This is a genomic window from Streptomyces sp. ITFR-6, assembly GCF_031844725.1.
Lineage (GTDB): Bacteria > Actinomycetota > Actinomycetes > Streptomycetales > Streptomycetaceae > Streptomyces.
The window spans coordinates 3,631,164-3,656,255 of sequence record NZ_CP134612.1 but is presented as its reverse complement, the minus strand read 5'-3'; the positions used below and the strand labels follow the sequence as shown (position 1 = coordinate 3,656,255).

General features: G+C 71.1%; 23 protein-coding genes and 2 pseudogenes. 13 read left to right on the top strand and 12 right to left on the bottom strand.

All coding sequences use genetic code 11. The annotated features are described in order from the left end of the window. The first annotated feature begins 100 nt into the window (after positions 1 to 100). A complete protein-coding gene (locus RLT59_RS16625) occupies positions 101 to 1,078 on the top strand; it encodes an NAD(P)H-dependent flavin oxidoreductase (RefSeq protein WP_311304121.1) in 978 nt (325 codons plus the stop codon). A gap of 30 nt (positions 1,079 to 1,108) precedes the next feature. On the opposite strand, the gene RLT59_RS16620 is transcribed toward RLT59_RS16625, so the two are convergent. Further along, entirely contained in the window at positions 1,109 to 1,618 is a 510-nt protein-coding gene (locus tag RLT59_RS16620) for a winged helix-turn-helix transcriptional regulator (protein ID WP_311304120.1), read from the bottom strand. 103 nt (positions 1,619 to 1,721) lie between these two features. Here RLT59_RS16620 and RLT59_RS16615 point away from each other — a divergent pair, with 103 nt between their 5' ends. Together RLT59_RS16615 and RLT59_RS16610 are read left to right on the top strand one after the other, a co-directional pair. Beyond that, complete coding sequence (locus tag RLT59_RS16615; RefSeq protein WP_399125554.1) at positions 1,722 to 2,918, top strand: MFS transporter; 1,197 nt, start codon at positions 1,722 to 1,724, stop codon at positions 2,916 to 2,918. A gap of 68 nt (positions 2,919 to 2,986) precedes the next feature. Continuing rightward, entirely contained in the window at positions 2,987 to 3,637 is a 651-nt protein-coding gene (locus tag RLT59_RS16610) for a DUF6000 family protein (protein ID WP_311304119.1), read from the top strand. 125 nt (positions 3,638 to 3,762) lie between these two features. On the opposite strand, the gene RLT59_RS16605 is transcribed toward RLT59_RS16610, so the two are convergent. Both RLT59_RS16605 and RLT59_RS16600 read right to left on the bottom strand, forming a co-directional pair. Next, the gene (locus tag RLT59_RS16605; protein WP_311304118.1) at positions 3,763 to 4,275 is read right to left on the bottom strand and encodes a tetratricopeptide repeat protein; all 513 of its coding nucleotides are present in this window, start codon (positions 4,273 to 4,275) and stop codon (positions 3,763 to 3,765) included. A gap of 207 nt (positions 4,276 to 4,482) precedes the next feature. After that, complete coding sequence (locus RLT59_RS16600) at positions 4,483 to 5,379, bottom strand: aminoglycoside phosphotransferase family protein (RefSeq protein ID WP_311304117.1); 897 nt, start codon at positions 5,377 to 5,379, stop codon at positions 4,483 to 4,485. A gap of 256 nt (positions 5,380 to 5,635) precedes the next feature. Here RLT59_RS16600 and RLT59_RS16595 point away from each other — a divergent pair, with 256 nt between their 5' ends. The 3 genes from RLT59_RS16595 to RLT59_RS16585 all read left to right on the top strand — a co-directional run bounded on the left by RLT59_RS16595 (position 5,636) and on the right by RLT59_RS16585 (position 7,216). Beyond that, positions 5,636 to 6,091 carry a helix-turn-helix domain-containing protein gene (locus RLT59_RS16595; protein ID WP_311304116.1) on the top strand — a complete coding sequence of 152 codons (456 nt, stop codon included), beginning with the start codon at positions 5,636 to 5,638 and terminating at the stop codon, positions 6,089 to 6,091. Positions 6,092 to 6,118: 27 nt separating this feature from the next. Next, complete coding sequence (locus tag RLT59_RS16590; RefSeq protein WP_311304115.1) at positions 6,119 to 6,757, top strand: hypothetical protein; 639 nt, start codon at positions 6,119 to 6,121, stop codon at positions 6,755 to 6,757. Positions 6,758 to 6,880: 123 nt separating this feature from the next. Continuing rightward, positions 6,881 to 7,216, top strand: a complete 336-nt coding sequence (locus RLT59_RS16585; protein WP_311304114.1) for a DUF2516 family protein — start codon at positions 6,881 to 6,883, stop codon at positions 7,214 to 7,216. Here RLT59_RS16585 and RLT59_RS16580 read toward each other — a convergent pair. From RLT59_RS16580 to RLT59_RS16570, 3 genes are all read right to left on the bottom strand, one after another. Next, entirely contained in the window at positions 7,198 to 8,541 is a 1,344-nt protein-coding gene (locus tag RLT59_RS16580; protein ID WP_311304113.1) for a PP2C family protein-serine/threonine phosphatase, read from the bottom strand. The two genes, RLT59_RS16585 and RLT59_RS16580, sit on opposite strands and share 19 nt — an antisense overlap. Before the next feature lie 399 nt (positions 8,542 to 8,940). Then, positions 8,941 to 10,029 (bottom strand): C40 family peptidase, encoded by a 1,089-nt coding sequence (locus RLT59_RS16575; RefSeq protein ID WP_311304112.1) that lies wholly within the window; start codon positions 10,027 to 10,029, stop codon positions 8,941 to 8,943. A 241-nt stretch (positions 10,030 to 10,270) separates the two neighbouring features. Then, a complete protein-coding gene (locus RLT59_RS16570; protein WP_311304111.1) occupies positions 10,271 to 11,059 on the bottom strand; it encodes a class I SAM-dependent methyltransferase in 789 nt (262 codons plus the stop codon). Positions 11,060 to 11,263: 204 nt separating this feature from the next. Here RLT59_RS16570 and mshA point away from each other — a divergent pair, with 204 nt between their 5' ends. From mshA to RLT59_RS16555, 3 genes are all read left to right on the top strand, one after another. Further along, positions 11,264 to 12,628: a D-inositol-3-phosphate glycosyltransferase gene (gene mshA, locus RLT59_RS16565; RefSeq protein WP_311304110.1), complete on the top strand. Its 1,365-nt coding sequence runs from the start codon at positions 11,264 to 11,266 to the stop codon at positions 12,626 to 12,628. A 67-nt stretch (positions 12,629 to 12,695) separates the two neighbouring features. Further along, a complete protein-coding gene (locus RLT59_RS16560) occupies positions 12,696 to 13,253 on the top strand; it encodes a type III secretion system chaperone family protein (protein WP_311304109.1) in 558 nt (185 codons plus the stop codon). 134 nt (positions 13,254 to 13,387) lie between these two features. Next, positions 13,388 to 15,151 carry a glycosyl hydrolase family 28-related protein gene (locus RLT59_RS16555; RefSeq protein ID WP_311304108.1) on the top strand — a complete coding sequence of 588 codons (1,764 nt, stop codon included), beginning with the start codon at positions 13,388 to 13,390 and terminating at the stop codon, positions 15,149 to 15,151. A gap of 31 nt (positions 15,152 to 15,182) precedes the next feature. Here RLT59_RS16555 and RLT59_RS16550 read toward each other — a convergent pair. Continuing rightward, positions 15,183 to 16,170: pseudogene (locus RLT59_RS16550) on the bottom strand (phosphotransferase family protein). A gap of 246 nt (positions 16,171 to 16,416) precedes the next feature. Here RLT59_RS16550 and RLT59_RS16545 point away from each other — a divergent pair. Further along, positions 16,417 to 17,199 (top strand): hypothetical protein, encoded by a 783-nt coding sequence (locus tag RLT59_RS16545; protein WP_311304107.1) that lies wholly within the window; start codon positions 16,417 to 16,419, stop codon positions 17,197 to 17,199. A 7-nt stretch (positions 17,200 to 17,206) separates the two neighbouring features. Here RLT59_RS16545 and RLT59_RS16540 read toward each other — a convergent pair whose 3' ends face one another. The 3 genes from RLT59_RS16540 to RLT59_RS16530 form a co-directional block, all read right to left on the bottom strand. Continuing rightward, complete coding sequence (locus RLT59_RS16540) at positions 17,207 to 17,449, bottom strand: hypothetical protein (protein ID WP_311304106.1); 243 nt, start codon at positions 17,447 to 17,449, stop codon at positions 17,207 to 17,209. Continuing rightward, a complete protein-coding gene (locus RLT59_RS16535; RefSeq protein WP_073733032.1) occupies positions 17,446 to 17,694 on the bottom strand; it encodes a hypothetical protein in 249 nt (82 codons plus the stop codon). Before RLT59_RS16535 ends, RLT59_RS16540 begins: the two co-directional genes overlap by 4 nt. A gap of 215 nt (positions 17,695 to 17,909) precedes the next feature. Next, complete coding sequence (locus RLT59_RS16530; RefSeq protein ID WP_311304105.1) at positions 17,910 to 18,671, bottom strand: phosphoglyceromutase; 762 nt, start codon at positions 18,669 to 18,671, stop codon at positions 17,910 to 17,912. Between the two features lie 221 nt (positions 18,672 to 18,892). On the opposite strand from RLT59_RS16530, the gene RLT59_RS16525 reads away from it, so the two are divergent. Beyond that, complete coding sequence (locus RLT59_RS16525; RefSeq protein WP_311304104.1) at positions 18,893 to 20,233, top strand: MDR family MFS transporter; 1,341 nt, start codon at positions 18,893 to 18,895, stop codon at positions 20,231 to 20,233. A 437-nt stretch (positions 20,234 to 20,670) separates the two neighbouring features. Here the strand turns inward: RLT59_RS16525 and phoU are convergent, their stop codons facing one another. Continuing rightward, positions 20,671 to 21,348, bottom strand: coding sequence for a phosphate signaling complex protein PhoU (gene phoU / locus RLT59_RS16520; protein WP_311304103.1), 678 nt, complete (start codon positions 21,346 to 21,348; stop codon positions 20,671 to 20,673). Positions 21,349 to 21,546: 198 nt separating this feature from the next. Between phoU and RLT59_RS16515 the strand changes: the two genes are divergently transcribed. Together RLT59_RS16515 and RLT59_RS16510 are read left to right on the top strand one after the other, a co-directional pair. Then, positions 21,547 to 22,821 (top strand): two-component system sensor histidine kinase PhoR, encoded by a 1,275-nt coding sequence (locus RLT59_RS16515; protein WP_311304102.1) that lies wholly within the window; start codon positions 21,547 to 21,549, stop codon positions 22,819 to 22,821. Further along, positions 22,818 to 23,498 (top strand): two-component system response regulator PhoP, encoded by a 681-nt coding sequence (locus RLT59_RS16510; RefSeq protein ID WP_073733027.1) that lies wholly within the window; start codon positions 22,818 to 22,820, stop codon positions 23,496 to 23,498. Before RLT59_RS16515 ends, RLT59_RS16510 begins: the two co-directional genes overlap by 4 nt. 57 nt (positions 23,499 to 23,555) lie before the next feature. Here RLT59_RS16510 and RLT59_RS16500 read toward each other — a convergent pair. Further along, positions 23,556 to 24,999, bottom strand: a pseudogene (locus tag RLT59_RS16500) (NF041680 family putative transposase). Positions 25,000 to 25,092: the final 93 nt, after the last annotated feature.

Sequence of the window (25,092 nt, the reverse complement as noted above, 5' to 3'; positions counted from 1 at the left end):
ATTCCGCCTGCTGCCCCGCCGTCTTCCGTATCCAGGTTCGCCCCGGCGGGTTCCGCTGCCAAGTACCCACAAAAAGGTGGGTACGGGCGATGCTGGCGGGATGGAACTGTCGACTGTTTTCACGGAGTTGCTCGGTGTACGGCACCCGATCATGCTGGCGCCGATGGGCGGATCGGCCGGGGGCGCCCTGGCGGCGGCCGTCTCGCGCGGCGGCGGGCTCGGCATGCTGGGTGCCGGAATGGGCGACCGGGACTGGCTGGACCGGGAACTGCCGCTCATGGCGGATGTGGCGGAGCCGTGGGGCGTCGGCTTCCTGAGCTGGGCGGCGGATATCGGCGCGGTCGAGCGGGTGCTGGAGCACGGGCCCCGGGCGGTGATGCTGTCGTTCGGGGACCCCGGCCCGTTTGCGGAACGCGTCCGTGAGGCGGGTGCGGCGCTGATCATCCAGGTCACCGGTGTGGAGGAGGCCCGGCAGGCCGTGGATATGGGCGCCGACGCCATCGTGGCGCAGGGCACCGAGAGCGGTGGGCACGGTGCCCGGCGAGGGAGGTCCACCCTGCCGTTCGTGCCGGTCGTGGTGGACCTGGCGGGTCCGGTACCCGTGCTGGCGGCCGGCGGGATCGCGGACGGCCGGGGCGTGGCCGCCGCCCTGGCCCTGGGCGCCGCGGGGGCGCTCATCGGCACCCGGTTCCAGGCCACGGCGGAGGCCCTGGCCGACGCCTCGGTCACCGAGGCGATCGTGCGGGGGAGCGGGCAGGACACGGAGCGCAGCCGCGTTCTCGACATCGCCCGGGAGTCGCGGTGGCCGGCGGAGTACACGGCTCGCACCCTCGGTCACCCCTACCTCGACCGGTGGCGGGGCCGGGAGGCGGAACTCGCGGCGGATTCCGGGGCCCGGCGGCGCTATCGGGGCGACGTGGCCGACGGCTCCGTACCGCCCGTGCCGGTATGGGCGGGTGAGGGCGCCGACCTCATCACGGACATGCCGCGCGCGGCCGATCTCGTAGCCGAGCTGGCGGCCCAGGCGTCCGACGCCCTGGAGCGGGCGGGGAAGCACCGCGCGCAGGAGGGGCGGTGAGTGGTGAGTGGTGAACGGCCGGGGGCGGTGTCACTCACCGCCCTTCCGCACCTGTGGTGTCCCGGCCTTCCGCACATGTGATGTCGCCGCGGTGACGGGCCGGCCGCTCCGGTCCAGCACGCGGAAGCGGGGCACGTCCCGCCCGCTGTCGTCGACCAGCACGGAGTGCTCCTCGCCGGGCGCGAAGGCGTGCCGCTCACCCCACTGCCTGAGCGCGACGACGACGGTGAACAGCTCCTGGCCGGACTCGGTCAGCCGGTAGGTGTGGCGCTTGGCCCCGGGCGGCGTGCTCGTGGCCAGGATGCCGTGCGCGGTGAGCTTCCGGAGCCGGTCGCTGAGGATGTTGCGGGCGACCCCGAGGCGGTTGCGGAAGTCGGTGAACGACGCCGCGCCGGCCATCGCGTCCCGGACGATGAGCAGGCTCCAGCGGTCGCCCACGAGATCGACCGTGCGCGCGACGGGGCACGCCGGATCGGTCCAGTCCAGCTCGGCCGGGTCCTGCTCTGTCCGGTTCTCTTCGGTCCGTTCCACGTCCGTCATCGGGCCCCCATATGAGTTTCAGATTGAAACCATTGTGCCTCAAGCGGTGATGTCCTACTCTCAAACGGTTGCAGATTGAAACCAATCGGAGGGTGGCGGGGACATGACGGAGATGCCGTCGGCAATCACGCGCGGTCAGCGGTTCGTCCTGGCGGCGGTGTGCGCGGTGGCGGTGTCCACGATCTACGCCATCCAGCCGGTACTGGAGTCCGCGGGCGGCGAACTCGGGCTGGCCGGGCCGGAGCTGGGACGGCTGGTCGCGGCCGGCCAGCTCGGCTACTTCGCCGGGCTCGTCCTGCTGGTGCCCCTCGGGGACGTACTGGACCGGCGCACGCTGATCGTCGGGCATCTGGTCCTCACCGGGACGGGTGCGGCGATCACGTCACTCGCTCCCGGCGGGTTGGCGGCCGGGGCCGGACTGGCGCTCGCGGGCCTGTTCGCGGTCGTCGTGCAGATCACGGTCGCCTACGTCGCGGCGACCTCGCCCCCGGGGGAGCGCGGTCGCAACATCGGTACGGTCACCTCGGGGGTGGTGCTGGGGATCCTCGGCGTCCGGCTGCTCGCGGGCGTACTGGGGGACAGCCTCGGATGGCGGTCGGTCTACGCCGTACTCGCCGTGCTCTGCCTCGCTCTCGCGCTGCTCGCCCGCCTGACCCTGCACCCCGACGTCCGGCCCGCGCGGGCCCGTTACCGCGACGTCCTGGCTGCCGCCGGACGCCTCGTCGCCACCGACCGGCTCCTCCTCGGCCGAGGGCTGATCGCGTTCTTCCTGTTCGCGTCCTTCGGCACGCTGTGGAGCGGGCTGGCCCTGCCGCTGGGGGCCGCGCCGTGGCACTTCGGCACGTCGGTGATCGGGCTGTTCGGCCTGGCCGGCCTCATCGGCGCGGTGGCCGCCGCACGCGCGGGCAGCTGGGCCGACGCGGGACACGCCCACGCCGTCACCGGCTGGTCGCTGGTGCTCCTGGCGGTGTCCTGGACGCTCACCGCGTGGACGTCCCCGAGCCTGTGGCCGCTCATCACGGGCGTCGTACTCCTCGACTTCGCCGTCCAGGCGGTGCACGTGAGCAACCAGCACCTTCTCACCGCCGCGCACCCCGAACGCTCCAGCAGCGTCATCGGCGCCTACATGGCCTTCTACTCGCTCGGCTCCGCCCTCGGCGCCACCACCACGACCTGGGCGTACGCCACCGCCGGCTGGCGGGCCTCCTGCCTGCTGGGCGCGGCCTACGCCGTCGCCGCCCTGGCGGTATGGGCGCTCACCCGCCGCACGAGCGCGTCCCCCGGCCTTCAGCTTCGGTAGCGGAACTCCGGCACATGCACTTCGGAGAAGGGGTGGCCGATCACGCGCCGGAGAGCCAGGATCCTGTGATGCGCCATGCTCACGAGGACACCGAACTGCGGGCCCTGGTCAGCCGCTACGTCACGCCGGGGCGCCGCTACCGGAAGCTCGGCGGCGGTGTGCTGACCATGCCCGATCCAGCATACGACCGCTTCGCGCGAGCCCTCGGCGAAGACGCGGGACGCGTCACCCCGCACGAGATCGCCACCCTCCTGGAGGGCGGATGGCGCGAGCGGAGGACCGCCGCATGGCTCATCGCGGTCTCCTGCCGGACCGAGTTCCGTGAGCGCCTCGGAGAACTCCTGCTGGACAGCGAGGTCTGCTGCGCAGGGCTGGCGTACAGCGTGGCCCTCGCCCGCTTCGGCACGCCGCGCGATGCCGAACTGCTGGCCGCCTATCTCGACCGCTACCTTCGCCGCCCGGACCTCGGCTACGACCAGATCGTGGCCATGGGCGCCCTCGTGTTCACTGGTCTGAACCTCGGGGACGACTACGCCGCCCGGTTCCTGGCCCCGGGCGGCCTGTGGCACGAGTGGCTCCGGGAGGCACCCCGCGTGCAGCGCACCACGGACCCCGCCACCCACCTCAGCCTGATCCGCAGGCTCTGCGCGTTCGCCTACGAATGCGCTGAACTGCGGGAGAGGCCGATCCTCAACCACGATCCGAGCCAACAGGGTTGAGCCACCCTGCCCTCGGCCCGGCGCCCTGCACAGGCACCTGAATCCGTCGCCGGAGCTCCGAGCCGGACCCGCCGCGCCGCGACACCCCGATCGTGGCGCGCGGGTCCCTGCCGGTCTCGGGGCCGCTACTCGGGGCGGCCGTCGGCGAGCCACTGGGCGAGGCCGCGCAGTCCGACCGCCCACCGCCCGAGGTCGGTGACCTCGGCATGCTCGGTGACGACGGTCAGCAGTGCGGCGACCGCCTCGTCCCCCCGATGGGCGTCGTTGAGAGTCAGAGCGCGAAAGACGCGGACGGAGTCGGAGTCCGGGAACTCCTCGGCGGCGCGGTCGAGCACCGCGAGCGACTCGTCGAGCTTGCCCAGCCACCTCAGGGTGCTGGCGTACTGGCACAGGCAGCGGCGCAGGACGTCACCGTCGAGGCCGAGGGCGAGTGCCCGCTCGTAGTAGCCGCGGGCGGTCTCCTCCTCGCCCGCGGTGTCGTAGGCGCCGGCCACCTCGTACACGAGGACCGGGTGGTCGGGATGGTCCGCGAGCAGTGCCTGGAAATAGGCGATCGTCGGTGCCATGTCCGCCCGGTCGCGCTGCTCGTAGCCGCGCTGGATCGCCTCGGCCAGCTCTGGTGTCAAGTCGGCCGTCACCGCTTCCTCCCCCTTGGTACAAGCCTGAAGATCAACGCACCGTATCGCGCCTCGCCCCCGCTGCGGCAGGCGCGGAACCGACCGACTTCGGGCACCGAGGACACCAGTTGGTCCGCTGTGTCGAAGGGTCACCCCGCCGCGACGCTGAGGACCACCTTCCCTCGGGTGCGGGCCGCGATGTGGCGGTCCAACCACCGATGCCCCCCATCAGCCGGTGAGCGCCTCGGTGATCTGCCGGGTGGTCTGCGCGGCGACCCGAGGGCTGACGGCGGCGTAGGAGGTGTAGGCGTTCAGGCCGGTGGCCATGGCCCAGCCGCGGCCTCGCAACCATGTGGCGTCGTCCACGCCGAGCGCGTTGCGGAATGAGGCTCGGCTGCCGGCCGTCATCAGGGTGAAGGCGATCATCAGGTCACAGGCCGGGTCGCCGATGCCGAGCCCGCCGAAGTCGATGACGGCGCTGAGGCGGCCGTGGACGGTCAGCAGGTTGCCCGTGTGGAAGTCGCCGTGGAAACACACCGGAGGGCCATGCCATCCGGGGGCGCTCATGGCCGCATCCCACAGCTCGGTCATCGCCGCGGCGTCGAAGACGCCGTCGACCTTCGCGATGGCGGCCCGCGTCGCGTGATCTCGGTCGGACAACGACCAACTGGTGAGATGCTCTTGGGCGGTCCTGGGTGTGGTGTCGGGCGAAAACCGCTGTAGAGCGGCCAGGAAGTGTGCCAGTTCGACGGCGGTCCTGGTGGAGTCGGCGTGCGCGTCGACAGTCGCCACTTCGCCTTCGAGCCAGCGGGACACCGCCCACGGCCACGGATAGCCGAAGCCGGGTTCCCCTACTTCTACGGGTACCGCAATGCTCAGGGGAAGGCGCGGGGAGAGTCGCGGCAGCCACTGGAACTCTTTCCTGGCCTGGCCGATTGCCCCGGCATGGCGGGGCAGCCGCACGCTCAGCTCCTCGCCCAGCCGGTAGATCACATGGTCGGAGCCGGCCGGGTCGAGCAGTTTCAGGGGCAGTCCCGCCCACTGCGGGAACTGGGTGTCGATCAGGCGCCTGACGAGTGCGGCATCGATCTCCGGCCGGATGTCCGCGGTTCTCGCGGTTGCCAAGACGCCTCCTGCGCTCGGTCCACTCCGTGCGGCGGACGGTGCGGGCCATCACAGTGTGTCGCGGCTCGCCTGTCGACCGATTTATCGCCGTGCGCATCTCGGGTCCGGCGGGACGCCGCAGACGTACGGGGAACGGACAGCTGTACTGGGAACGGATGGCGTGCTCAGCCGCCGCCGCAGACCCGTGCGAGTGGTTCGGAACACTTTTGCAAGCGGCTGCTTGCAAAAGTTAGCGCCGAGGGTCCACCATCAAGGCATGGCATCACTCAACGTCGGCAGCCTCGGCGAGTACCTGCGTGAGCAGCGGCGCACCGCGCAGCTGTCGCTGCGGCAGCTCGCGGATGCGGCCGGGGTGTCCAATCCCTACCTCAGCCAGATCGAGCGCGGGCTGCGCAAGCCCAGTGCCGAGGTGCTGCAGCAGGTCGCCAAGGCGCTGCGGATCTCCGCCGAGACGCTTTACGTACGGGCCGGGATCCTGGACGAGCGGGAGCGGGACGAGCTGGAGACGCGGGCGGTGATTCTGGCCGATCCGTCGATCAACGAGCGGCAGAAGAGCGTGCTGCTGCAGATCTACGCCTCCTTCCGCAAGGAGAACGGGTTCGAGGACGGGCCCGGGGGTGAGGAGGGGAGTGCGTCCGGTGCGGACGCGCCCTTCAATGCCGACGGCAGTGCTGCCGATACAGCTTCAAAGCCTTCAAAACCCTCACACTGAGTCTGATGATCCGGGAGGACCACAGTCATGGCCATCACCGATGACCTGCGCAAGACCCTCACCGACCCGACCCCCCTCTACTTCGCCGCCGGTACGGCCGATCTCGCCGTGCAGCAGGCGCGCAAGGTTCCGGCGCTGATCGAGCAGCTGCGGGCCGAGGCGCCGGAGCGCATCGAGGCCGTGCGCAACACCGACCCCAAGGTCGTGCAGGAGAAGGTGACCGGGCAGGCCAAGGAGGCGCAGGCCAGCTTCCAGGCCAGGGTCACCGAGGTGATCGGGGCGTTCGACACCGATCTGAAGAAGCTGGGCGAGAGCGCCCAGGACCTGGCGCTGCGCGGCGTGGGTGTGGCCGCCGAGTACGCGGTCCGGGCCCGCGAGACGTACGAGAAGGTCGCCGAGCGCGGCGAGCAGACCGTGCGCACGTGGCGTGGCGAGACGGCTGAGGAGATCGTCGAGATCGCCGTCGTCGTCGAGCCGCGCAAGGAGTCGGAGCCGGCCGCCGCCCCGGCCAAGGACGGGACCAAGGCGGCGCCGAAGCCGGTCGCCAAGCCCGCGCCCGCCGCCAGGACCGTCAAGGCGGAGGTCAAGCCCGCGCCCGCGGCCGGCAAGAAGGCTGCCGCGCGCAAGCCCGCCGCCAAGAAGACCACACCGCCCACCGCCAAGTAGCGCGACCGGCGTGACGGCCGGCCGGAGTGCCGGGGGACGGCCGGGCACCTTTCGGGGTGCCCCGGCCGTTGTCCCGGTACCTTGGCCGCGAGGCGCTCATCCACGTATTAGGCGGTGCACATCATGTTGCTCGAAGGCTTCAACTCAATCCTCGGGCTGATCTACACGGCGATGCTCGTTCTCGCCGTCGTGGCCCTGATCATGGCCGCGGTCGTCCGCGAGGACGCCTACCGGGCAGCCGGGAAGCAGACCAAGCCCTTCTGGCTGATCATTCTCGGCATCACGGTGGTGGTGAACCTCTGGGTGCCGATGCTCTTCATCCAGCTCGCCGGACTGGTCGCGACCATCGTGTACTTCGTGGACGTGCGGCCGGCGCTCAAGGCCGTCATGGGCGGCGGCAACCGCCGCGGCGGTTCGAGCAGCGACGGCCCGTACGGGCCCTACAACGGCGGGCGTTGAGCGCCTGCGGGTGACACCTGTCCGGGGCGGGGGCGCGGAATGCTCCGGCCCCGGTCGCCTTGGTACGGCTTGCGGCGCTCGGCGTCCTCGTGTCGGTCGAGCAGCAGGACCGCGACGTCGTCGGTGAGTTCGCCGCCGTTCAGCTCGCGGACGCGGGTGACCGCGGCCTCCAGCAGGGCCTCGCCGGTCAGGCCCTCCGCCAGCTGACGGTTGATCATCGAGACCATTCCGTCCTGGCCGAGGCGCTGGGTGCCGGTGCCGATCCGGCCCTCGATCAGCCCGTCCGTGTACATCATCAGGCTCCAGGAGCCGCCCAGTTCCACCTGGCGTCGTGGCCACCGGGCGCGTGGCAGCAGACCGAGTGCCGGGCCGCCGTCCTGGTACGGGAGCAGATGCGCCGCCCGGCCCTGGCGGGCGATCAGCGGTGCGGGGTGGCCCGCCAGGCAGAGGCCCGCACGGCGGCCGTCGGGGGCGATGTCCACCGTGCAGAGCGTCGCGAAGATCTCCTCGCTCTCCCGTTCGTGCTCCAGGACCTGCTGGAGTGTGGAGAGCAGCTCGTCGCCGCAGAGACCGGCCAGGGTCAGCGCCCGCCACGCGATGCGCAGCTCCACCCCGAGCGCCGCCTCGTCCGGGCCGTGCCCGCAGACGTCGCCGATCATCACGTGGACCGTGCCGTCGGGCGTACGGACCGTGTCGTAGAAGTCCCCGCCGAGCAGCGCACGGCTGCGGCCGGGGCGGTAGCGGGCGGCGAAGTGCAGATCGGAGCCGTCGAGCAGCGGGGTGGGGAGCAGTCCGCGCTCCAGGCGGGCGTTCTCCTGGGCCCGCAGCCGGGACTCGGTGAGCTGGTGCTGCGCGACGTCGGCGCGCTTGCGCTCGACGGCATAGCGGATGGCGCGGCTGAGCAGCCTGCCGTCGAGCTCGTCGCGGAAGAGGTAGTCCTGCGCCCCCACCCGTACCGCCTCTGCGGCCAGCTCGGCGTCCTCCTGGGCGGTGAGCGCGATGACGGCGTGCCGGGGCGCGATCCGCAGCACGTGCTTGAGGGTGGCCAGGTCGTCCGCCTCCTCGCCCTGCTTGGTGCGCGCCTCGCTGCCGGCCGGCAGGGCCAGGTCCAGCAGGATGCAGTCCACGTCGTCGGTGAGGAGCCGGCCCGCCTCTGTCAGGTTGCGGGCACTGCGGATACGGACCCGGGTGCCGGCTGTTGCGGGCAGTTCCGGGACGGTGAGCGTGCCCGCCGGGTCGTCCTCGATCACCAGGAGGGTGAGGGCGGCGCCATAGCTGGTCTCCGCAGCGGGAACGGAACGCTGCTGCGGTACGGGTACGGGCATCGAATCGGGTTTCCTTCCCTCCCCCCGAGGGCGCGGCGGAGCGACGACCGACGACCCGCCAGACGGGGACGATAGCGGTACGGGATGTGGGAACGGAATGGCGCCCGAAGCGTGTCGGCCGTTCCGGGAACGGCCTTAAGCCGCGGAAGGACGCAGATCCGGCGGGATGCGACGGGGGCGCGGCGGTTTCCGGCGCATGACAAAGGTCACGTGGAGCGGCGGGCGCCGGGTGGCGCGGGTCACGACTGCGGGGCGGCAGGCGGATCCGGGCTGGGCGGCGGCGACGGAATCCGTTCCGTTTCGGGATTCCGGGGGCTCCTGGAGGGCCTTAAGAGTGCCTTGAGGCTCTCTTAACGTTGCCTCCCGGCGGTGCGGTTCGCGGGCCCCGGCCCGCGGCCGTTACTTGTCCGGGCGTACGACTCCGAGGATCTCCATCGATCCCGCCCCCGTGATCGTGACGTCGCGGCCGGGGCGCGGGGCGTGCACGATCGCGCCGTCTCCGATGTACATCCCGACGTGCGTGGCGTCGCCGAAGTAGATGACCAGGTCGCCGGGGCGCATGTCCTTGACGGCGATGTGCGGCAGCTGCCGCCACTGCTCCTGCGAGGTGCGCGGGATCGGGTGACCGGCCGCCGCCCACGCCTGCGACGTCAGCCCCGAGCAGTCGTACGACGCGGGGCCCACGGCGCCCCACTTGTACGGCTTGCCTATCTGTGAAGTCGCGAAGGCCACCGCCTTCTTGCCGCTCGCGCTCGCTCCCCGGTTGATCTCCTTCAGCGCGCCGGAACTCAGCCAGGCCGTCTGCGACTTGTACTCCGCCTGCTGTTCGAGCTGGAGGAGCCGGGCCCGCTCCTTCTTCTCCAGCTGGGATTCCAGCTTCTTCGCCGCCGCGATCTGCTCGTTGATCTTCTTCTTGGCCTTGGCCTGCTTGACGCGATTGGCTTCGAGCTTGGTCCAGTTGGTGCTCGCGTCCTGGGTGTACGTCTCCAGGTCCTCCTGGGTCCTGTTCAGTTCACCGAGAACGCCCTTGGCGGCCTGCTGGCCCTGGTGGGCCCGGCTGATCCCGTCCAGGAAGAGCTGGGGGTCGCCGCTGAGCATCAGCTGGGCGCCGGGCGGCAGTCCGGCGTTGCGGTACTGCTCGCGCGCCTGGGCGCCGGCCCTGCTCTTGAGCTCGGCGATCTTCGCCTGGCCCTCGACTATGGCCTGCGCCAGCTTGACGATCTCGCCCGACTGCTTCTTGGACCGTTCCTCCGCGAGGTTGTACGCGTCCGTCGCCGCCCCCGCCTTGCGGTAGAGGGCGTCGATCTTCGCACGCACCTCTTCGAGGCTCTTCTTGCCGGACGTCCCGGAGTCCTCGGCGTCCCCGGACCTCGGCGGCTGTTCCGGCGCGGGGGGCGCGGGCGTGGCGAAGGCCTGGACCGGTGCGGCCAGTACGGCAAGCGCGTAGACCAGTGTGATCGCCGCGGCGGCACTGTGGCGTCGGTTCACGAGCTCCCCCTCCGGACAGATCCACCCGGACCTGATTTACCGTCAGTAACTTATGGCACCGACGAGATCGTGCCATGCCGTACCGAAAAGCAACAGAGGCTCACACATCTCCGGTCCATTCCGGCCGGTCGCCGGTGCCGCAGCCGTACTCCCTCCTACCGCTCCCCGTATATCTGGGACGAACGGTGTCCGGCCGGTGTTCCCGGCGGACGGACAGTTCCCCCGATCCGGGCGGGACCCGCTACCGCCCGGGGTGCCGTTCGGGCCTCAGCGCCGCCCAGTTCACCGTGACTTCGCCCTGCCGCCACCGTTGTACCCCGTCCGCCAGCGGCCAGTCCCCTGACAGTGCCCGCACCGCAGTGATCCAGCGCTGCCGCGCGCCCAGCGAGGCGTACGGCGCCGCGGCGGCCCAGGCCCGGTCGAAGTCGCGCAGGAACGCGTGGACGGGCTCGCCCGGCACATTGCGGTGGATGAGCGCCTTGGGCAGCCGTTCCGCGAGGTCCGAGGGCCGGTCGAGGGAGCCGAGCCGGGTCGCGAACGTCACCGTGCGCGGGCCCTCCGGACCGAGCGCCACCCACACATGCCGGCGCCCGATCTCGTCGCAGGTGCCCTCTACCAGCAGTCCGCCCGGCGCGAGCCGCGCGCACAGCCGCTCCCAGACCGCGGCGACCTCGCCTTCGTCGTACTGGCGCAGCACGTTCGCCGCCCGGATCAGCACGGGCCGCTCGGGCAGCGGGATCTCGAAGCCGCCGTGCCGGAAGGTGAGCCCCTCGCGCTCGTACGGCTTCGCCGCGGCCACCCGCTCCGGGGAGATCTCGATGCCGACCACCGCGGTGCGCGGCTCTGCGCCGCGCAGCCGCTCCAGCAGCTCGACCGCGGTCCAGGGCGCGGCGCCGTACCCCAGGTCGACCGCGACGGGGGCGTCGGCGCGGCGCAGGGCGGGGCCGTGGGTGGCGGCGATCCAGCGGTCCATGCGGCGCAGCCGGTTCGGGTTGGTGGTCCCGCGGGTCGCGGTGCCGATGGGGCGCATGGCACAGAGCGTAACGAGCGGCGTGGAGGGGATGGTGCGGTGGAGTCGCGGCGACGCGCCGGACACGTACCGTAATGATTTGGCAAAGCGGAAATGAAAGGAGGGATTCCACTGTTCCAGCCCATCGAAGGGACCGTGTGCCCCTTCGGTGCCATGCCTTGAACGAGTCGGTACCAGTGCCCTGAACGAGGAGGACCGGACGACGTGAGCCAGTACGTCTCTCGGCTCGGCAGCAGCCGTGTCGCACCGCGTCTCAGGTTCCCCGCCGGTCTCTCCGGCTCCTTCCCGGGCGGACACCGCAAGCCCCGCCGGATCGCGATGCTCTCCGTGCACACCTCTCCGCTGCACCAGCCGGGGACGGGCGACGCGGGCGGCATGAACGTCTACATCGTGGAGCTGGCGGAGCGCCTCGCCGCGATCAACATCGAGGTCGAGATCTTCACCCGCTCCACCACCGGCGCGCTGCCGCCCGCGGTCGAGCTGTCGCCCGGTGTGCTGGTCCGGCACGTCGACGCGGGGCCGTACGAGGGTCTGGCCAAGGAGGAGCTGCCCGCCCAGCTCTGCGCCTTCACGCACGGTGTGATGCAGGCGTGGGCCGGTCAGCGCCCCGGCTACTACGACCTGGTGCACTCCCACTACTGGCTCTCCGGCCATGTCGGCTGGCTCGCCGCCCAGCGCTGGGGCGTCCCGCTCGTCCACGCCATGCACACCATGGCGAAGGTCAAGAACGCGTCGCTGGCCGAGGGCGACACCCCGGAGCCCGCCGCCCGGGTCATCGGTGAGACGCAGATCGTCAGCGCGGCCGACCGGCTGGTCGCGAACACCGCGGAGGAGGCGGACCAGCTCGTCCGCTTCTACGAGGCCGCCCCCGAGGCGGTCGCCGTCGTGCACCCCGGTGTGAACCTGGACCGCTTCCGCCCGGCCGACGGGCGGGCCGCGGCGCGGGCCCGGCTGGGGCTGCCCCAGGACGCCCTGGTCCCGCTCTTCGCGGGCCGCATCCAGCCGCTGAAGGCCCCGGACGTGCTGCTGCGCGCGATCGCGGTCCTGCTCGACCGAGACCCCTCGCTGCGCTCGCGCATCGTCGTACCGGTCGTCGGCGGACCCAGCGGCAGCGGGCTCGCCAAGCCGGAGGGGCTCCAGAAGCTCGCGGCCCGGCTCGGCATCGCGGACGTCGTACGGTTCCAGCCGCCGGTCGGGCAGGACCAGCTCGCGGATTGGTTCCGGGCCGCGTCCGTGCTGGTCATGCCCTCGTACAGCGAGTCCTTCGGCCTGGTCGCCATCGAGGCCCAGGCGGCCGGCACCCCGGTGGTCGCGGCGGCCGTGGGCGGGCTGCCGGTGGCGGTGCGGGACGGGGAGAGCGGCTTCCTGATCCCCGGCCACGACCCGGCGGCCTACGCGGAGGCGCTGGCGCGCTTCGCGGAGGCGCCGGAGCTGGTCACCCGGATGGGCGCCGCGGCCGCGGAGCACGCCCAGCGGTTCGGCTGGGGCACGGCTGCGGCGGCGACGGCGGACGTGTACACGGAGGCGATGCAGGACCACCGCCGACGGGTGCGCTCGCGCTACGTGTGAGACGCCCGCGCCACCTCTGAGGCGCCCGCGTTCGAACCGCTCGGCTGATCCGACGTACGCTCGGGCCATGGCTGATGCACCCGAGGACGCGGCGGCGACGAACCAGGCCGGACAGACCGCGCAGGCCGGGCAGACCGGGCAGGTGGCGCAGGTCATCGAGGCGACGCTCGACGACGCCGGACTCGACTGGGAGAGTCCGGCCCCCGGCAGTTACGTCGTCCAGCTGCCCGGCACCCGCAAGCTCTCCACCACCTGCTCGCTGCTCGTCGGCAAGCACTCGCTCTCCCTCAACGCCTTCGTCATCCGGCACCCCGACGAGAACGAACCGGCGGTCCACCGTTGGCTGCTGGAGCGCAACCTCCGCCTGTTCGGCGTGAGTTACGCCGTCGACTCCCTCGGAGACGTCTATCTCGTCGGCAAGCTGCCGCTCTCGGTGGTCACGGCCGAGGAGCTGGACCGGCTGCTGGGCGTGGTCCTGGAGGCCGCCGACGGCGCGTTCAACCCCCTCCTGGAACTCGGTTTCGCGAGCGCGATCCGCAAGGAGTACGAGTGGCGGGTGTCGCGCGGAGAGTCCACCCGGAACCTGGACGCGTTCACGCATCTGACTCAGCGCCCCACCGGCTGACGCGCGCCAACTGAGCCGAGCCACGCCCCAATTCCCCGACGCACGACCCTTTCGCCGCGCCGGGGGCGCGTGGCATGCTCACCGCCGACGCAGACATGAACGTCGTTCACATTCATGAAAGGCGGATCGGGCTCATGGCGACCAGGGCGAGCGTGGGGCACGTGGGGAACATCAGCAGGCGTGGACTGCTCGGCAGCGCGGTGGCCGTCGCGGCGGCAGCGGCAACCGGAGCGGCCATCAGCGAGACGGCGTTCGCGGCGCCGGGCGACGGCAACACCGCACACACCGCAGCGCGCACCGCGACCGGTGCGGGCGGCGGCAGACCGCAGTACACCCCGCTCTGGCGGGAGTTCACCGCAGCGCCCCTCACCCACCCGCAGATCCCGTTCATCGGCCGGGCAGGCTACCGAGGCGGCTCGGACCTGCCTCACCGCCCGCGCACCGGACACGGCTTCACCGCCAACGTCCTGCACTACGGCGCGAAGCCGGACAACTCCGCCGACGCCGCCCCCGCGATCAACCGTGCCATCGCCGCTGCCGGAGAGCGCGGCGGTGGCACGGTCCTCATCCCCGAAGGCACGTACCGCATCGACGACATCATCCGCATCGGCCACAGCGACGTCGTCGTGCGCGGCGCGGGCAGCGGCCGTACCAAGCTGTACGCGACCCGCAACCTCACCGAGCTGATCGGTGTCTACGGCAGCCGGTACGGCGGCGACAAGTCCAGCTGGTCCTGGGCGGGCGGCCTCATCTGGCTCTGCCCCGAAGCGCGTTGGGCCTCCCTCACGAACGCGATCAAGGCGAAGGACTGGCCCTTCGAGGGCTGGACCGGCAACAGGCGCGACGAGTGGCGCACCCTGACCACCGTCGCCCCCGCCCGCCTCGGCGACCGTACTATCACCGTCGACGACACCCGGAAGCTGAAGCGCGGCGCACTCGTCCTGCTCCGCCTCGCCGACGACTCCGCGCACACCCTCCTGGAGCACATGGCGGGCGGCGGGCCCGGCCCGGAGGCGTACTACTGGGACGACAAGACCAAGCTGACCTCGTACGTCCCCTACGAATGGCCCGTCCGCATCACCGCCGTGCACGGCCGCAGGGTCACCCTGGAGCGTCCGCTCCCGCTCGACGTCCGCCCCGAGTGGGACCCGCGCCTGACCACCCTCGCCGCCCCGCTCACCGGCTCCGGCGTCGAGGGGCTCACCCTCGAAGCGGTCGAGACCCCGCAGTCGCAGCACCTGCTCGACAAGGGGTACAACGGCGTCGCGTTCCAGTGCGCGTACGACTGCTGGGCCGACGACATCACCGTCCGCCACGTCGACAACGGCTTCGGCCTCATCGGCGCCTCCGCCTGCACCCTGCGGCGGACGAGGGTCGCGGGGCGCGGCTCGCACCACCCGTACTACTGCCGCGAGGGCTCGCACGACAACCTGATCGAGGACTTCACCATCGAGCAGCGCACCGTTCCGGCGCCCGCCGGAACCCAGCTGCACGGCATCAACGTCGAGGGCTTGTCCAGCTACAACGTCTGGTCGCGCGGCGTGATGGAGATGGGCACGTTCGACTCGCACCGGGGGATGCCGTTCGCGAACGTCCGCACCGACATCACGGTGAACAACAACGGGCAGCACGGCGGCGACGCGAGCGCCGGACCCCTGTTCGGCGCCCGCTTCACGCACTGGAACATCCGGGTCACCAACGGCCGGGCCGGCCTGATGCGCATCGACGGCCTCGCCCCCTACAGCGCGAGCGTCGGGATCAGCGAGGTGACGGAGTTCGGCCAGATCGACGTCCCCGACTTCACCGGCGACCTGCACACCCGCCTGGAGGCGTACGGCACCCCGGAGGCCGTCCGCCCGCAGAACCTGCACGACGCCCAACGGGCCCTGGACCGCTGACGGACGGGGAGACCGGTGCTGCGGCGGCCTCTCAGCCCCGCAGCGCCGACTCCACCTCGCCCAGGGCCGCTTCGAGCCGGGGCGCCACTTCCTGCCACGCCCAGGCCAGCTGCTCCCCGTCCGCCTTCCTGGGCACCGTCTCCACCAGCATGATCAGGTAGAGGTACGAGCGGTACAGCGCGAGGCGCAGCCGCAGCGAACCGTCGAACCGCACCGGCCCGCCCGGCGCCGACTCCCCGTATCCGGCCAGCAGATCCTTGTCCTCCTCGATGTCCGCGAAGAGGGCCAGCGAGACGAAGTCGGCGGCCGGATCGCCCCAGAACATCCGCTCCCCGTCGATGATCCCGCCGATCCGCCGCGCCCCCGGCTCCCCGGACACCAGGATGTTGCCCTGCCACAGGTCGAAGTGGACCAGGGCCGGCCGTATGACGTCGTCCAGTACGTGAGAGGCGGCGGCGAGCACCCCACGGATGTCCGCGACCGTACGCGGCAGCCTCGCCGCGTAGGTCAGCGCGTCGTCCAGCACGGCGTCGGTCATCGTGGTGAACGCCTGCCGCCAGGTCGGCGCCAACGGGGCGAGCGCGGCGGATGGATAGCCGAAGCCGCCGGGGCGGTGTGCAGCCGGCCGACGAACCGCCCGAGCTCCGCGCGCAGCCGCCGCTCCTCGCCGTCGGCCATCGCCCCGGTGACCTCGTGCCAGGGCTGCCCGGGGCACGCGGTCATGGGGCGGTGGCGTCGAGCCCGCTGTGGACGACGCGGGGGACCGGGGTCTCCTCGGTGAGGGCGGCCGCCGTGTTGTAGAAGATGACCTCGTTGACCAGCAGGTCGCGCTCGTAACCGAGGTGCGCCCCGGCCTTCACGGGCGGCGGTGTTTTCACCACCCACTCCCGGCCGTCGGTGAGCCGGACCCGGGTGACGGCGTTGTACGTGCCGCCGGTGAGCGGCTCGCACGAGGCGATCAGCTCCGGCGGCACCCCCACGGAACCGAGCACGGCGGACAGGGCGGAATCGATCGGCATCAGCGGACCCCCTTCGGGTGGTCACCCGGGTACGCATCGCGGCCGGCCGGGGCGAAGACCCAGCTCAGAGCGTGCTCGGGGTGATCACGACGTAGTCACGATCAGGGGCGATGCCCGGTCTGACGGATTGCCAAACCACAGCCGACTCATAGAGTTGGCGCACCCCCACGATCTCCCCATGGCCGCGCCGAACCCGGCGCGGCTGCCTTCGTGCGGGCGAAACGACTTGATACAGAAGGATGGGCCATGCGACCCACTGCCATACGTCGTACCGCTGTTGCCGCTACCGTGATGTCCCTGGCCCTGCTCACCGCGGCCTGCGGTTCGGACGCGGCGGACAAGGACGGCGGCGACAAGGGCAAGGCGGACGGAGCTTCCCCGGCCGAGCCCGCCGCCGCCAGGGTGCTGACCGCCGCCGAGCTGGAGAAGGTCTCGCTCGCCCAGGGCGACGTCAAGGGCCACAAGGTCGCAAAGGCCGGTCCCGGGGACTCCGCCTCCACCGATGATGTCACCGCGGACAAGGCCGCCTGTGACGTCTTCGCCGATGCCCTGATGGGAGCCGTGTCCGGTTCCCCCGCCGCGTCCACCCAGCGCAAGGTGACCAGCGAGCCGAAGAAGGGCGTCGACCAGGACAGCGCGGACCTCGACGAGGCGTTCGAGGCGGCCTTCGACATCACGATGACGCTCACCACGCTCTCCTCCTACGAGGGCAAGGGCGCCGAGGAGTCGGTGGCCGGCCTGCGGACGGCGGCGGACAGGTGCGCTTCCGGCTTCACGATGACGGTGGACGGGGACAAGCAGAAGATCGTCAAGATCACGGAGGAGCGGGTCAAGGGCGGTGAGGAGGCCGCCGGCTGGACGGTGGACATCGACTCGGAGGGCGACAGGATGACGATGAAGCTCGTGCGGATCCGGCAGGGCGCCACGGTCGCCTCGTTCACCGCGGTCAACCTGGCCGCGGCCGCTTCCGGCAAGGACCTCGAGCTGCCGACGGCCGTGATCGACGCGCAGACCGCCAAGCTGCCCTGACCCCCGGTCAGGGCAGCGGGACGAGCCGCACCACGGTGACGGTCAGCACCGAACCGGAGACGTAATAGAGCACGATCGCCCCGGCGACGGTGGCCTCACGGCGATCGTGCTCCTCCTTGACGGCGGACGACCCGTGCCCGTACGGCTCGCGCCCCAGGGAACGCGCCATCTGGTCCCGGAAGATGTCGCCGTCCCGCATCTTGGCCAGGGTGTCATCGGCAGGTGGCGCATAGGAGATCCGGAAGCTCAAGCGACGTTCCGCCTCTCGGCCTCGTCCCGCGCCAGCCGGTCCAGAATCCGCTCGGCCTCCGGATCGGGCACGGCCTCCAGCATCCAGTGCCGCATCACGGCCTGGATCTCATGCACCCCGGCCCCGTTGATGGCACCGTCGAACTCCTCGCGTCTCGCCTCGGGCAGGGCGGCGCGGATGGCGGGGATGCTGTTGGGCACCTCGACCTCGGCACCGCCGACAAAGGTCTTCAGAGGCTCACCCATAGCCGCTCTCCCGATCTCCCCGCATGCGCCACAGGGTACGACGAGCGATACGGGGCGTCACCTCCGCCCGGTCCACCGGGGCGACTTGAGGACGGGACGCCCTCAGGGTGTCCCTCGCGGAGGCCCGGCGGCCCGGCGCACGAAAAAGCTCCCGTCACGCGGACGAGCCACGGACGGGAGCTTCTTCGGTACGTGAGCCGCTTCGGCTCCGCTGGTTACTTCTTCTTGCCCTGGTTCTTCACGGCCTCGATCGCGGCCTTCGCCGCGTCCGGGTCGAGGTACGTGCCGCCCGGCTTCAAGGGGCGGAAGTCCGCGTCCAGTTCGTAGGCGAGCGGGATGCCGGTCGGGATGTTCAGGCCCGCGATGTCGGCGTCGGAGATGCCGTCGAGGTGCTTGACCAGGGCGCGGAGGCTGTTGCCGTGGGCGGCGACCAGGACCGTGCGGCCGGCCAGGAGGTCCGGGACGATGCCGTCGTACCAGTACGGCAGCATGCGGACGACGACGTCCTTGAGGCACTCGGTGCGCGGGCGCAGCTCCGGCGGGATCGTCGCGTAGCGGGGGTCGCCGCTCTGCGAGTACTCGGCGCCGTCCGCGAGCTCCGGGGGCGGGGTGTCGTAGGAGCGGCGCCAGAGCATGAACTGCTCCTCGCCGAACTCGGCGAGGGTCTGGGCCTTGTCCTTGCCCTGGAGGGCGCCGTAGTGGCGCTCGTTCAGCCGCCAGGAGCGGTGCACGGGGATCCAGTGGCGGTCCGCGGCCTCCAGCGAGAGCTGGGCGGTGCGGATCGCGCGCTTCTGGAGCGAGGTGTGCACGATGTCGGGAAGCAGGCCGGCCTCCGTCAGCAGCTCACCGCCGCGGACCGCCTCCTTCTCGCCCTTCGGGGTCAGGTTGACGTCCACCCAACCGGTGAACTGATTTGTCGCGTTCCATTCGCTCTCGCCGTGGCGGAGGAGGATCAGCTTGTACGGTGCGTCGGCCATGCGTCCGAGCGTAATCGAACCCGCGCGGGCCGCGCGCGCCCGGCCACGGAGCGGACAGCCGGACGGGCGGGGGAGCCGGGGGCGGCTCCGATTGACGGCAGGTGTCAATCGAGTGGCAGGGCGCGATCCGGGTTCGTAGTGTTCGGCTCGGTGGCGGCCCCGGGACCGGCGGGTCTCCTGCCGCCGAGCCGAATCCTTTACGTCCCTGGGGGGGAACCCGCATGTCTGTCGCCGCGCTCAGGCGGGCCACCCGCGACACCGTCTCAGGGCTCCCCAGGGAGTTCTGGTGGCTGTGGACCAGCACCCTGGTCAACCGGCTCGGGGCGTTCGTCGCCACGTTCATGGCGCTGTACCTGACCCTGGACCGGGGCTACTCGGCCTCGTACGCCGGGCTGGTCGCCGCCCTGCACGGGCTCGGCGGGGTCGTCTCCTCGCTCGGGGCCGGGGTGATGGCCGACCGGTTCGGGCGGCGGCCCACGATGCTGGTCGCGCAGGTCTCCACGGCCGTCTCGGTGGCCGTGCTCGGCTTCATGGTCCATCCGGTGGCCATCGCCGGTGTCGCCTTCTTCGTCGGGATGTCGAGCAACGCCTCGCGGCCCGCCGTCCAGGCGATGATCGCCGATATCGTCCCGGCGAAGGACCGGGTCCGGGCCTTCTCGCTCAACTACTGGGCGATCAACCTGGGCTTCGCGGTCTCCTCGGCCGGTGCCGGGTTCATCGCGGAGTACAGCTATCTCGCCGGCTTCGTCGGGGAGGCCCTGATGACGCTGTTCTGCGCCGTCGTCGTCTTCATGAAGGTGCCGGAGTCGCGGCCGGAGAAGGCCGCTCCGCGTGCCGGGGGCGGCGCCGCACCGGACAACGACGACGTACGGCTCGGCACCGTGCTGCGCGACGGGCGGTTCATGGGGGTCGTCGGGCTGTCCTTCGTGATCGCCCTGATCTTCCAGCAGGGGTACGTGGGGCTGCCGGTGGCCATGGGAGCGGACGGGTTCAGCAGCTCCGACTTCGGTACCGCCGTCGCCGTCAACGGCGTGCTCATCGTGGTGCTCCAGATCCCGGTCACCCGGTTCATCCAGCGCCGCGACCCGCGCCGGCTGCTCATCGTCTCTTCGCTGCTGGCGGGGTACGGATTCGGGCTGACCGCCTTCGCCGGGTCGGTCGCCGTGTACGCGTTGACGATCTGCGTGTGGACCGTCGCAGAGATCGTCAACGCGCCCGTGCAGAACGGCTTGGTCGTCCAGCTCTCCCCGGCCCAGGGGCGGGGCCGCTACCAGGGCATGTACACGCTGTCCTGGGCCGCCGCCTCGCTGGTCGCCCCGCTGCTGTCCGGGCTGGTCATCGACCATTTCGGGGCCGGGTGGCTCTGGGGGATGTGCGCGGTGCTGGGTACGGTCGCGGCCCTCGGGTACCGGCTGCTGATGCGGAACCTGCCGCAGGCGGGCGGGACGGTCGTGACCGTGGACAGCGGGCACGGCAGCACCGCTTCCGAGTCCATCGCTGCTGAGCCCACCGCTTCCGAGACCGCGGTTCCCGAGCCCGCCGCTCCCGAGCGGACCGTCTGACCTGCGGACGGCCGAGGACCCGGACGGTCGAACAGCGGTGGGCGACCCCGCGCCGGGGCCGCCCACCGCTGTTCCGCGTCCGTCAGCCCGAGCAGCCGCCGCACTGGCACGGCGCTCCGGACTGGCATCCGCACCCGCAGCCCGAGCCGCATCCGCAGGCACCGAGGACGGCCCCCTGAGCGACGTCGGCGGATGTCTCCTGCTGGGGTTCGGTCGTGGGGGAATCGGCCATGGTTCCTCCTCAAGGCGTACGACAGGGCCGTACGCCCCGCACGGGGCCCACGACCGGGGCGTACGGACAAGTCGTGCCGCCCCACCCCATTGCATGCCCACCCGGGCAGGCGCATCAACGGCGCACATGCGCAGGAACGCATGTGCGAGGAAACGCGCCGTCGTACGCCCGTCGCTTCCCGCTCCCCGTCCCGTTTCCCGTCCCGCTACGCGCCCTCCACCGGAGCCGCCTGCTGGATCTCGTCCGCGTGCTCACCCGTCACCAGGTAGACCACGCGCTTGGCGACCGAGACCGCGTGGTCGGCGAACCGCTCGTAGTAGCGGCCCAGCAGCGTCACGTCTACGGCCGTCTCGATGCCGTGCTTCCAGCGGTCGTCCATCAGGTGCTGGAACAGCGTGCGGTGCAGCAGGTCCATCTCGTCGTCGTCCTGCTCCAGCTGGAGCGCCAGGTCGACGTCCTTGGTGATGATCACCTCGGCGGCCTTGGCCATCAGGCGCTGCGCCAGCTGCCCCATCTCCAGGATGGTGGCGTGCAGGTCGTGCGGCACCGCCGACTGCGGGAAGCGCAGCCGGGCCAGCTTGGCGACGTGCTGGGCGAGGTCGCCCGAGCGCTCCAGGTCCGCGCTCATCCGGAGCGAGGTCACCACGATCCGCAGGTCCGTGGCGACCGGCTGCTGGCGGGCCAGCAGCGCGATGGCCCTGGCCTCCAGGTCGTGCTGGAGGTCGTCGACCTTCTGGTCCGCGGCGATCACCGTCTCCGCGAGCTTGAGATCGGCGTCGAGCATGGACGTCGTCGCCCGGCCGATCGCCGACCCGACGAGCCTGGCCATCTCGACCAGCCCCTCGCCGATCGAGTCGAGTTCCTCGTGGTACGCGTCACGCATGGGAAGTCCCTCTCCAGTCCTGAACCGAGGTCGGGGCCAGCTCTGAACCCCACGTTGCCACCGTGACGGCCGTACGCGTCGGGATCCGACCGGCCAAGTGAACCGGTGCTTGCTCCTCGGTGAACGCTGGGCGACGAGTGTTCGAGCAGGCACTCGGATGGCTGGGAGAGTGTCTGCCGGGCCGCATAACCTGGAGCCATGGACGTGAACGCGGCGGTCGCCGCAGCTGCAGCGATCGCCGGGCTGTGTACCGGTGTGATCGCGATGCTGGCGTTCCGCTGGAGCGAGCGCGACCAGAAGAAGCCGACGCGTACCTCCATGCGGCCCGACAGCAATACCCCCCTGCCCCCCGGGGTGGACACGGTCCTGTCCGTGCTGAGCTCCTCCGCCGTCGTGCTCGACGAGAGCGACAGCGTGGTCAAGGCCAGCTCCGCCGCGTACGCGCTGGGGCTGGTCAGGGGCGGACGGCTCGCCGTCGAACCGATGCTGAACATGGCCAGGGACACCCGCCGTGACGGCGAGATACGCCAGGTCGAACTGGACCTTCCGAGGCGGGGCACCGGCCGGGGCGAGGCCCTCGCGGTCTCCGCCCGGGTCGCCCCGCTCGGCTCCCGGCTGGTGCTGCTGCTGGTCGAGGACCTCACGGAGGCCCGCCGCATCGAGGCGGTCCGGCGTGACTTCGTCGCCAACGTCAGCCACGAGCTCAAGACCCCGACCGGAGCGCTCTCGCTGCTCTCCGAGGCCGTCATGGACGCCTCCGACGACCCGGAGGCGGTGGAACGGTTCGCGGGCCGGATGCAGATCGAGGCGACCCGGCTCACCAACCTCGTACAGGAGCTCATCGACCTCTCCCGGGTGCAGAACGACGACCCGCTGGAGGACGCCGAACCCGTCCGGGTGGATGAACTGGTGGCGGAGGCCATCGACCGCTGCCGGCAGCAGGCCGGCTCCAAGCAGATCACCATGGCCGCCGGCGGCACCGCGGAGCTCCGCATCTGGGGCAACCGGGGCCAGCTCGCCGCCGCTCTCGGCAACCTCGTCGAGAACGCCGTCAACTACAGCCCCGCCCGCACCCGCGTCGGCATCGCCGTCCGCCGGGTGGCCATGTCCGGCGGGGACGAGATCGAGATAGCCGTGACCGACCAGGGCTTCGGCATCTCGGAGAAGGACCGCGAGCGGGTCTTCGAACGCTTCTACCGCGTCGACCCGGCCCGCTCACGGGCTACCGGTGGCACCGGCCTCGGCCTGGCCATCGTCAAGCATGTGGCCGCCTCGCACGGTGGGGAGGTCACCGTCTGGAGCTCGGAGGGACAGGGCTCCACCTTCACCCTGCGGCTGCCCGAAGCGGGCGTCGGCAGGGAACGGGACCGCACATCAGGCGGACCGCTCATCGTCAACGGCGACGAGGGGCCCCAACCGGCCGCCGCCCCCGACACTCTTGATTCATTTCCTGCCCCGGAGGCTCTTCCGTGACCCGAGTGCTTGTCGTCGAGGATGAGGAATCCTTCAGCGACGTCCTGTCCTACATGCTCCGCAAGGAAGGCTTCGAGGTCGCCATCGCGGCCACGGGTCCCGACGGCCTGGACGAGTTCGAGCGCAACGGCGCCGACCTCGTGCTGCTCGACCTGATGCTGCCCGGACTGCCCGGCACCGAGGTCTGCCGGCAGCTGCGCAGCAAGTCCAACGTCCCCGTGATCATGGTCACGGCCAAGGACAGCGAGATCGACAAGGTCGTCGGCCTGGAAATAGGAGCCGACGACTATGTGACCAAGCCCTTCTCCTCGCGTGAGCTCGTCGCCCGGATCCGCGCGGTGCTGCGCCGCCGCGGGGAGCCGGAGGAGGTCACTCCGGCCGCCCTGGAGGCCGGTCCGGTCCGGATGGACGTGGACCGTCACGTCGTCACCGTCTCCGGCGGCAAGGTCGACCTCCCGCTCAAGGAGTTCGACCTGCTGGAGATGCTGCTGCGCAACGCCGGTCGGGTGCTGACCCGGATGCAGCTGATCGACCGGGTCTGGGGCGCCGACTACGTGGGCGACACCAAGACGCTCGACGTCCACGTCAAGCGTCTGCGGGCCAAGATCGAGCCCGACCCGGGCGCGCCGAGGTTCCTGGTGACGGTGCGGGGCCTCGGGTACAAGTTCGAGCCGTAAACCGGCCCGCCGCCCGGCGGACGGCAGTTTGAAGACAGGCCCTAGCTTGTTCTTTATCTACCAGGACCTGTCAGGTCTGCCGATGGCTTTGAGGGTTTCGGGGCGTTTGACGGTCTTGCCGACGTCGTAGCGGGGTGCCCGGTGTCTGTTCTTGGCGCCGGGTGGCCGTCCGGGGCCGACGCCGCGGGGTTTGGGAACACGGGCCGGGCAGGCGAGGTGAGCGCGGATGTTCCTGAACCCCCGGCGGACCCGGGCCGGGGTGAGCCGGCCGGGGGTGGCGGGTTTCTCCCACGGCCGGCGGAGATCCTCGGCGAGAGGGCGGGCGAGCCGGAGCTGGGTGTGGGCGACGATCAGGATCCAGGTCCAGCGGTCCGCGGCCTCGGGAGTGCGGAATTTCGGGGTCGTCCAGCCAAGGGTCTGCTTCGCGAACCTGAACGTGTGCTCAAGGTCGAATCTGCGCAGGTAGGCCTGCCAGAAACGGTCGACGTCGTCCGGGGCGGCGCCGGTCTTCGAGGACCACAACCACACCGGTGGCGCGTCCCGGCCCTTTGATAAGTGCTCGACCTTCAGCCGGACCAACGTGCCTTCGATCAGGGGGAGTTCGCCTTCGTGGTCGAGCCAGGCCGCGCGGTGGGTGAGCCGGGGGTGGACCCGGTCCCATGCCTGGGTCTCGGCTTTCCCGTAGTTCGTGGTGGCGGTGGCGGTGGTGATCGCGGGCTCCGGCCAGGTCTCCGGCTTGGTGAGGCGGAATTCCGGGCCGTGCTTGGGCGGCTAAGCCGTTGACGCCGCGCAGCCTGGGTGGTTTCGGTAGCCGCATGACCCGGTCGGAGCGGACGCGGCCGACCAGCTCGACGGGCAGGTCCCGCAGAACCCAGGCCAGGCGGGTGACGTCGTAGCCGGCATCACTGACGATCACGATGTCCGGGTCGCCTGCCTGCCACTGCTCCGTGGTGACGAGCTTTTCAACGACTCCTCGCGGTTGGGCGACGGTGACCGCAGTCGCGTCGTCGACCGGTCCGAGTCGGACCGCGTCCAGGATCGCAGTCCAGGACGTGGCGCCCGGCTCCAGCACGGCGACGAAGGAGTAGGGCCAGCCCGGAATGAACTGCGACGCGGTTTTCGTACGGCCGTAGACGTGGCAGAACAGCCGATCGGCCGAGCACGGCGCGTCCGACCGAAGCCAGGGCGACACGTCGACCGCCAGCACCAAGCGCCCGCCATCGAATCGAGGCAGTGGCAGCCCCGCCGGCACTGTCCGCAGCCGATCGACGTCGATCCGGCCGTGGTTCAGGCCGCCGTACATCGCTCCGTGTCCACGACGATGCTCGGGCAACAACGTCAGGTCGACCGGGGACTTCACCGCACCGTCCGCACACAGCACCGCGTCCGACAGCTCGAACAGTTCATCGCGCCGAGCGGTCAGACACTCGTAGAACTCACCCCGGAAGCGTGACGCCTCCGCAAACGCTTCCCTCCGCACAGCATCAGGCAGCAGACTCACCCTCACGGCCTTCGTCTTGGTCAGTGCACCTTGGTCGGAGCACATGATCAGACGAAGGCCGCCCCTACGTCCGGCGAATCCCCAGGTGAGCGA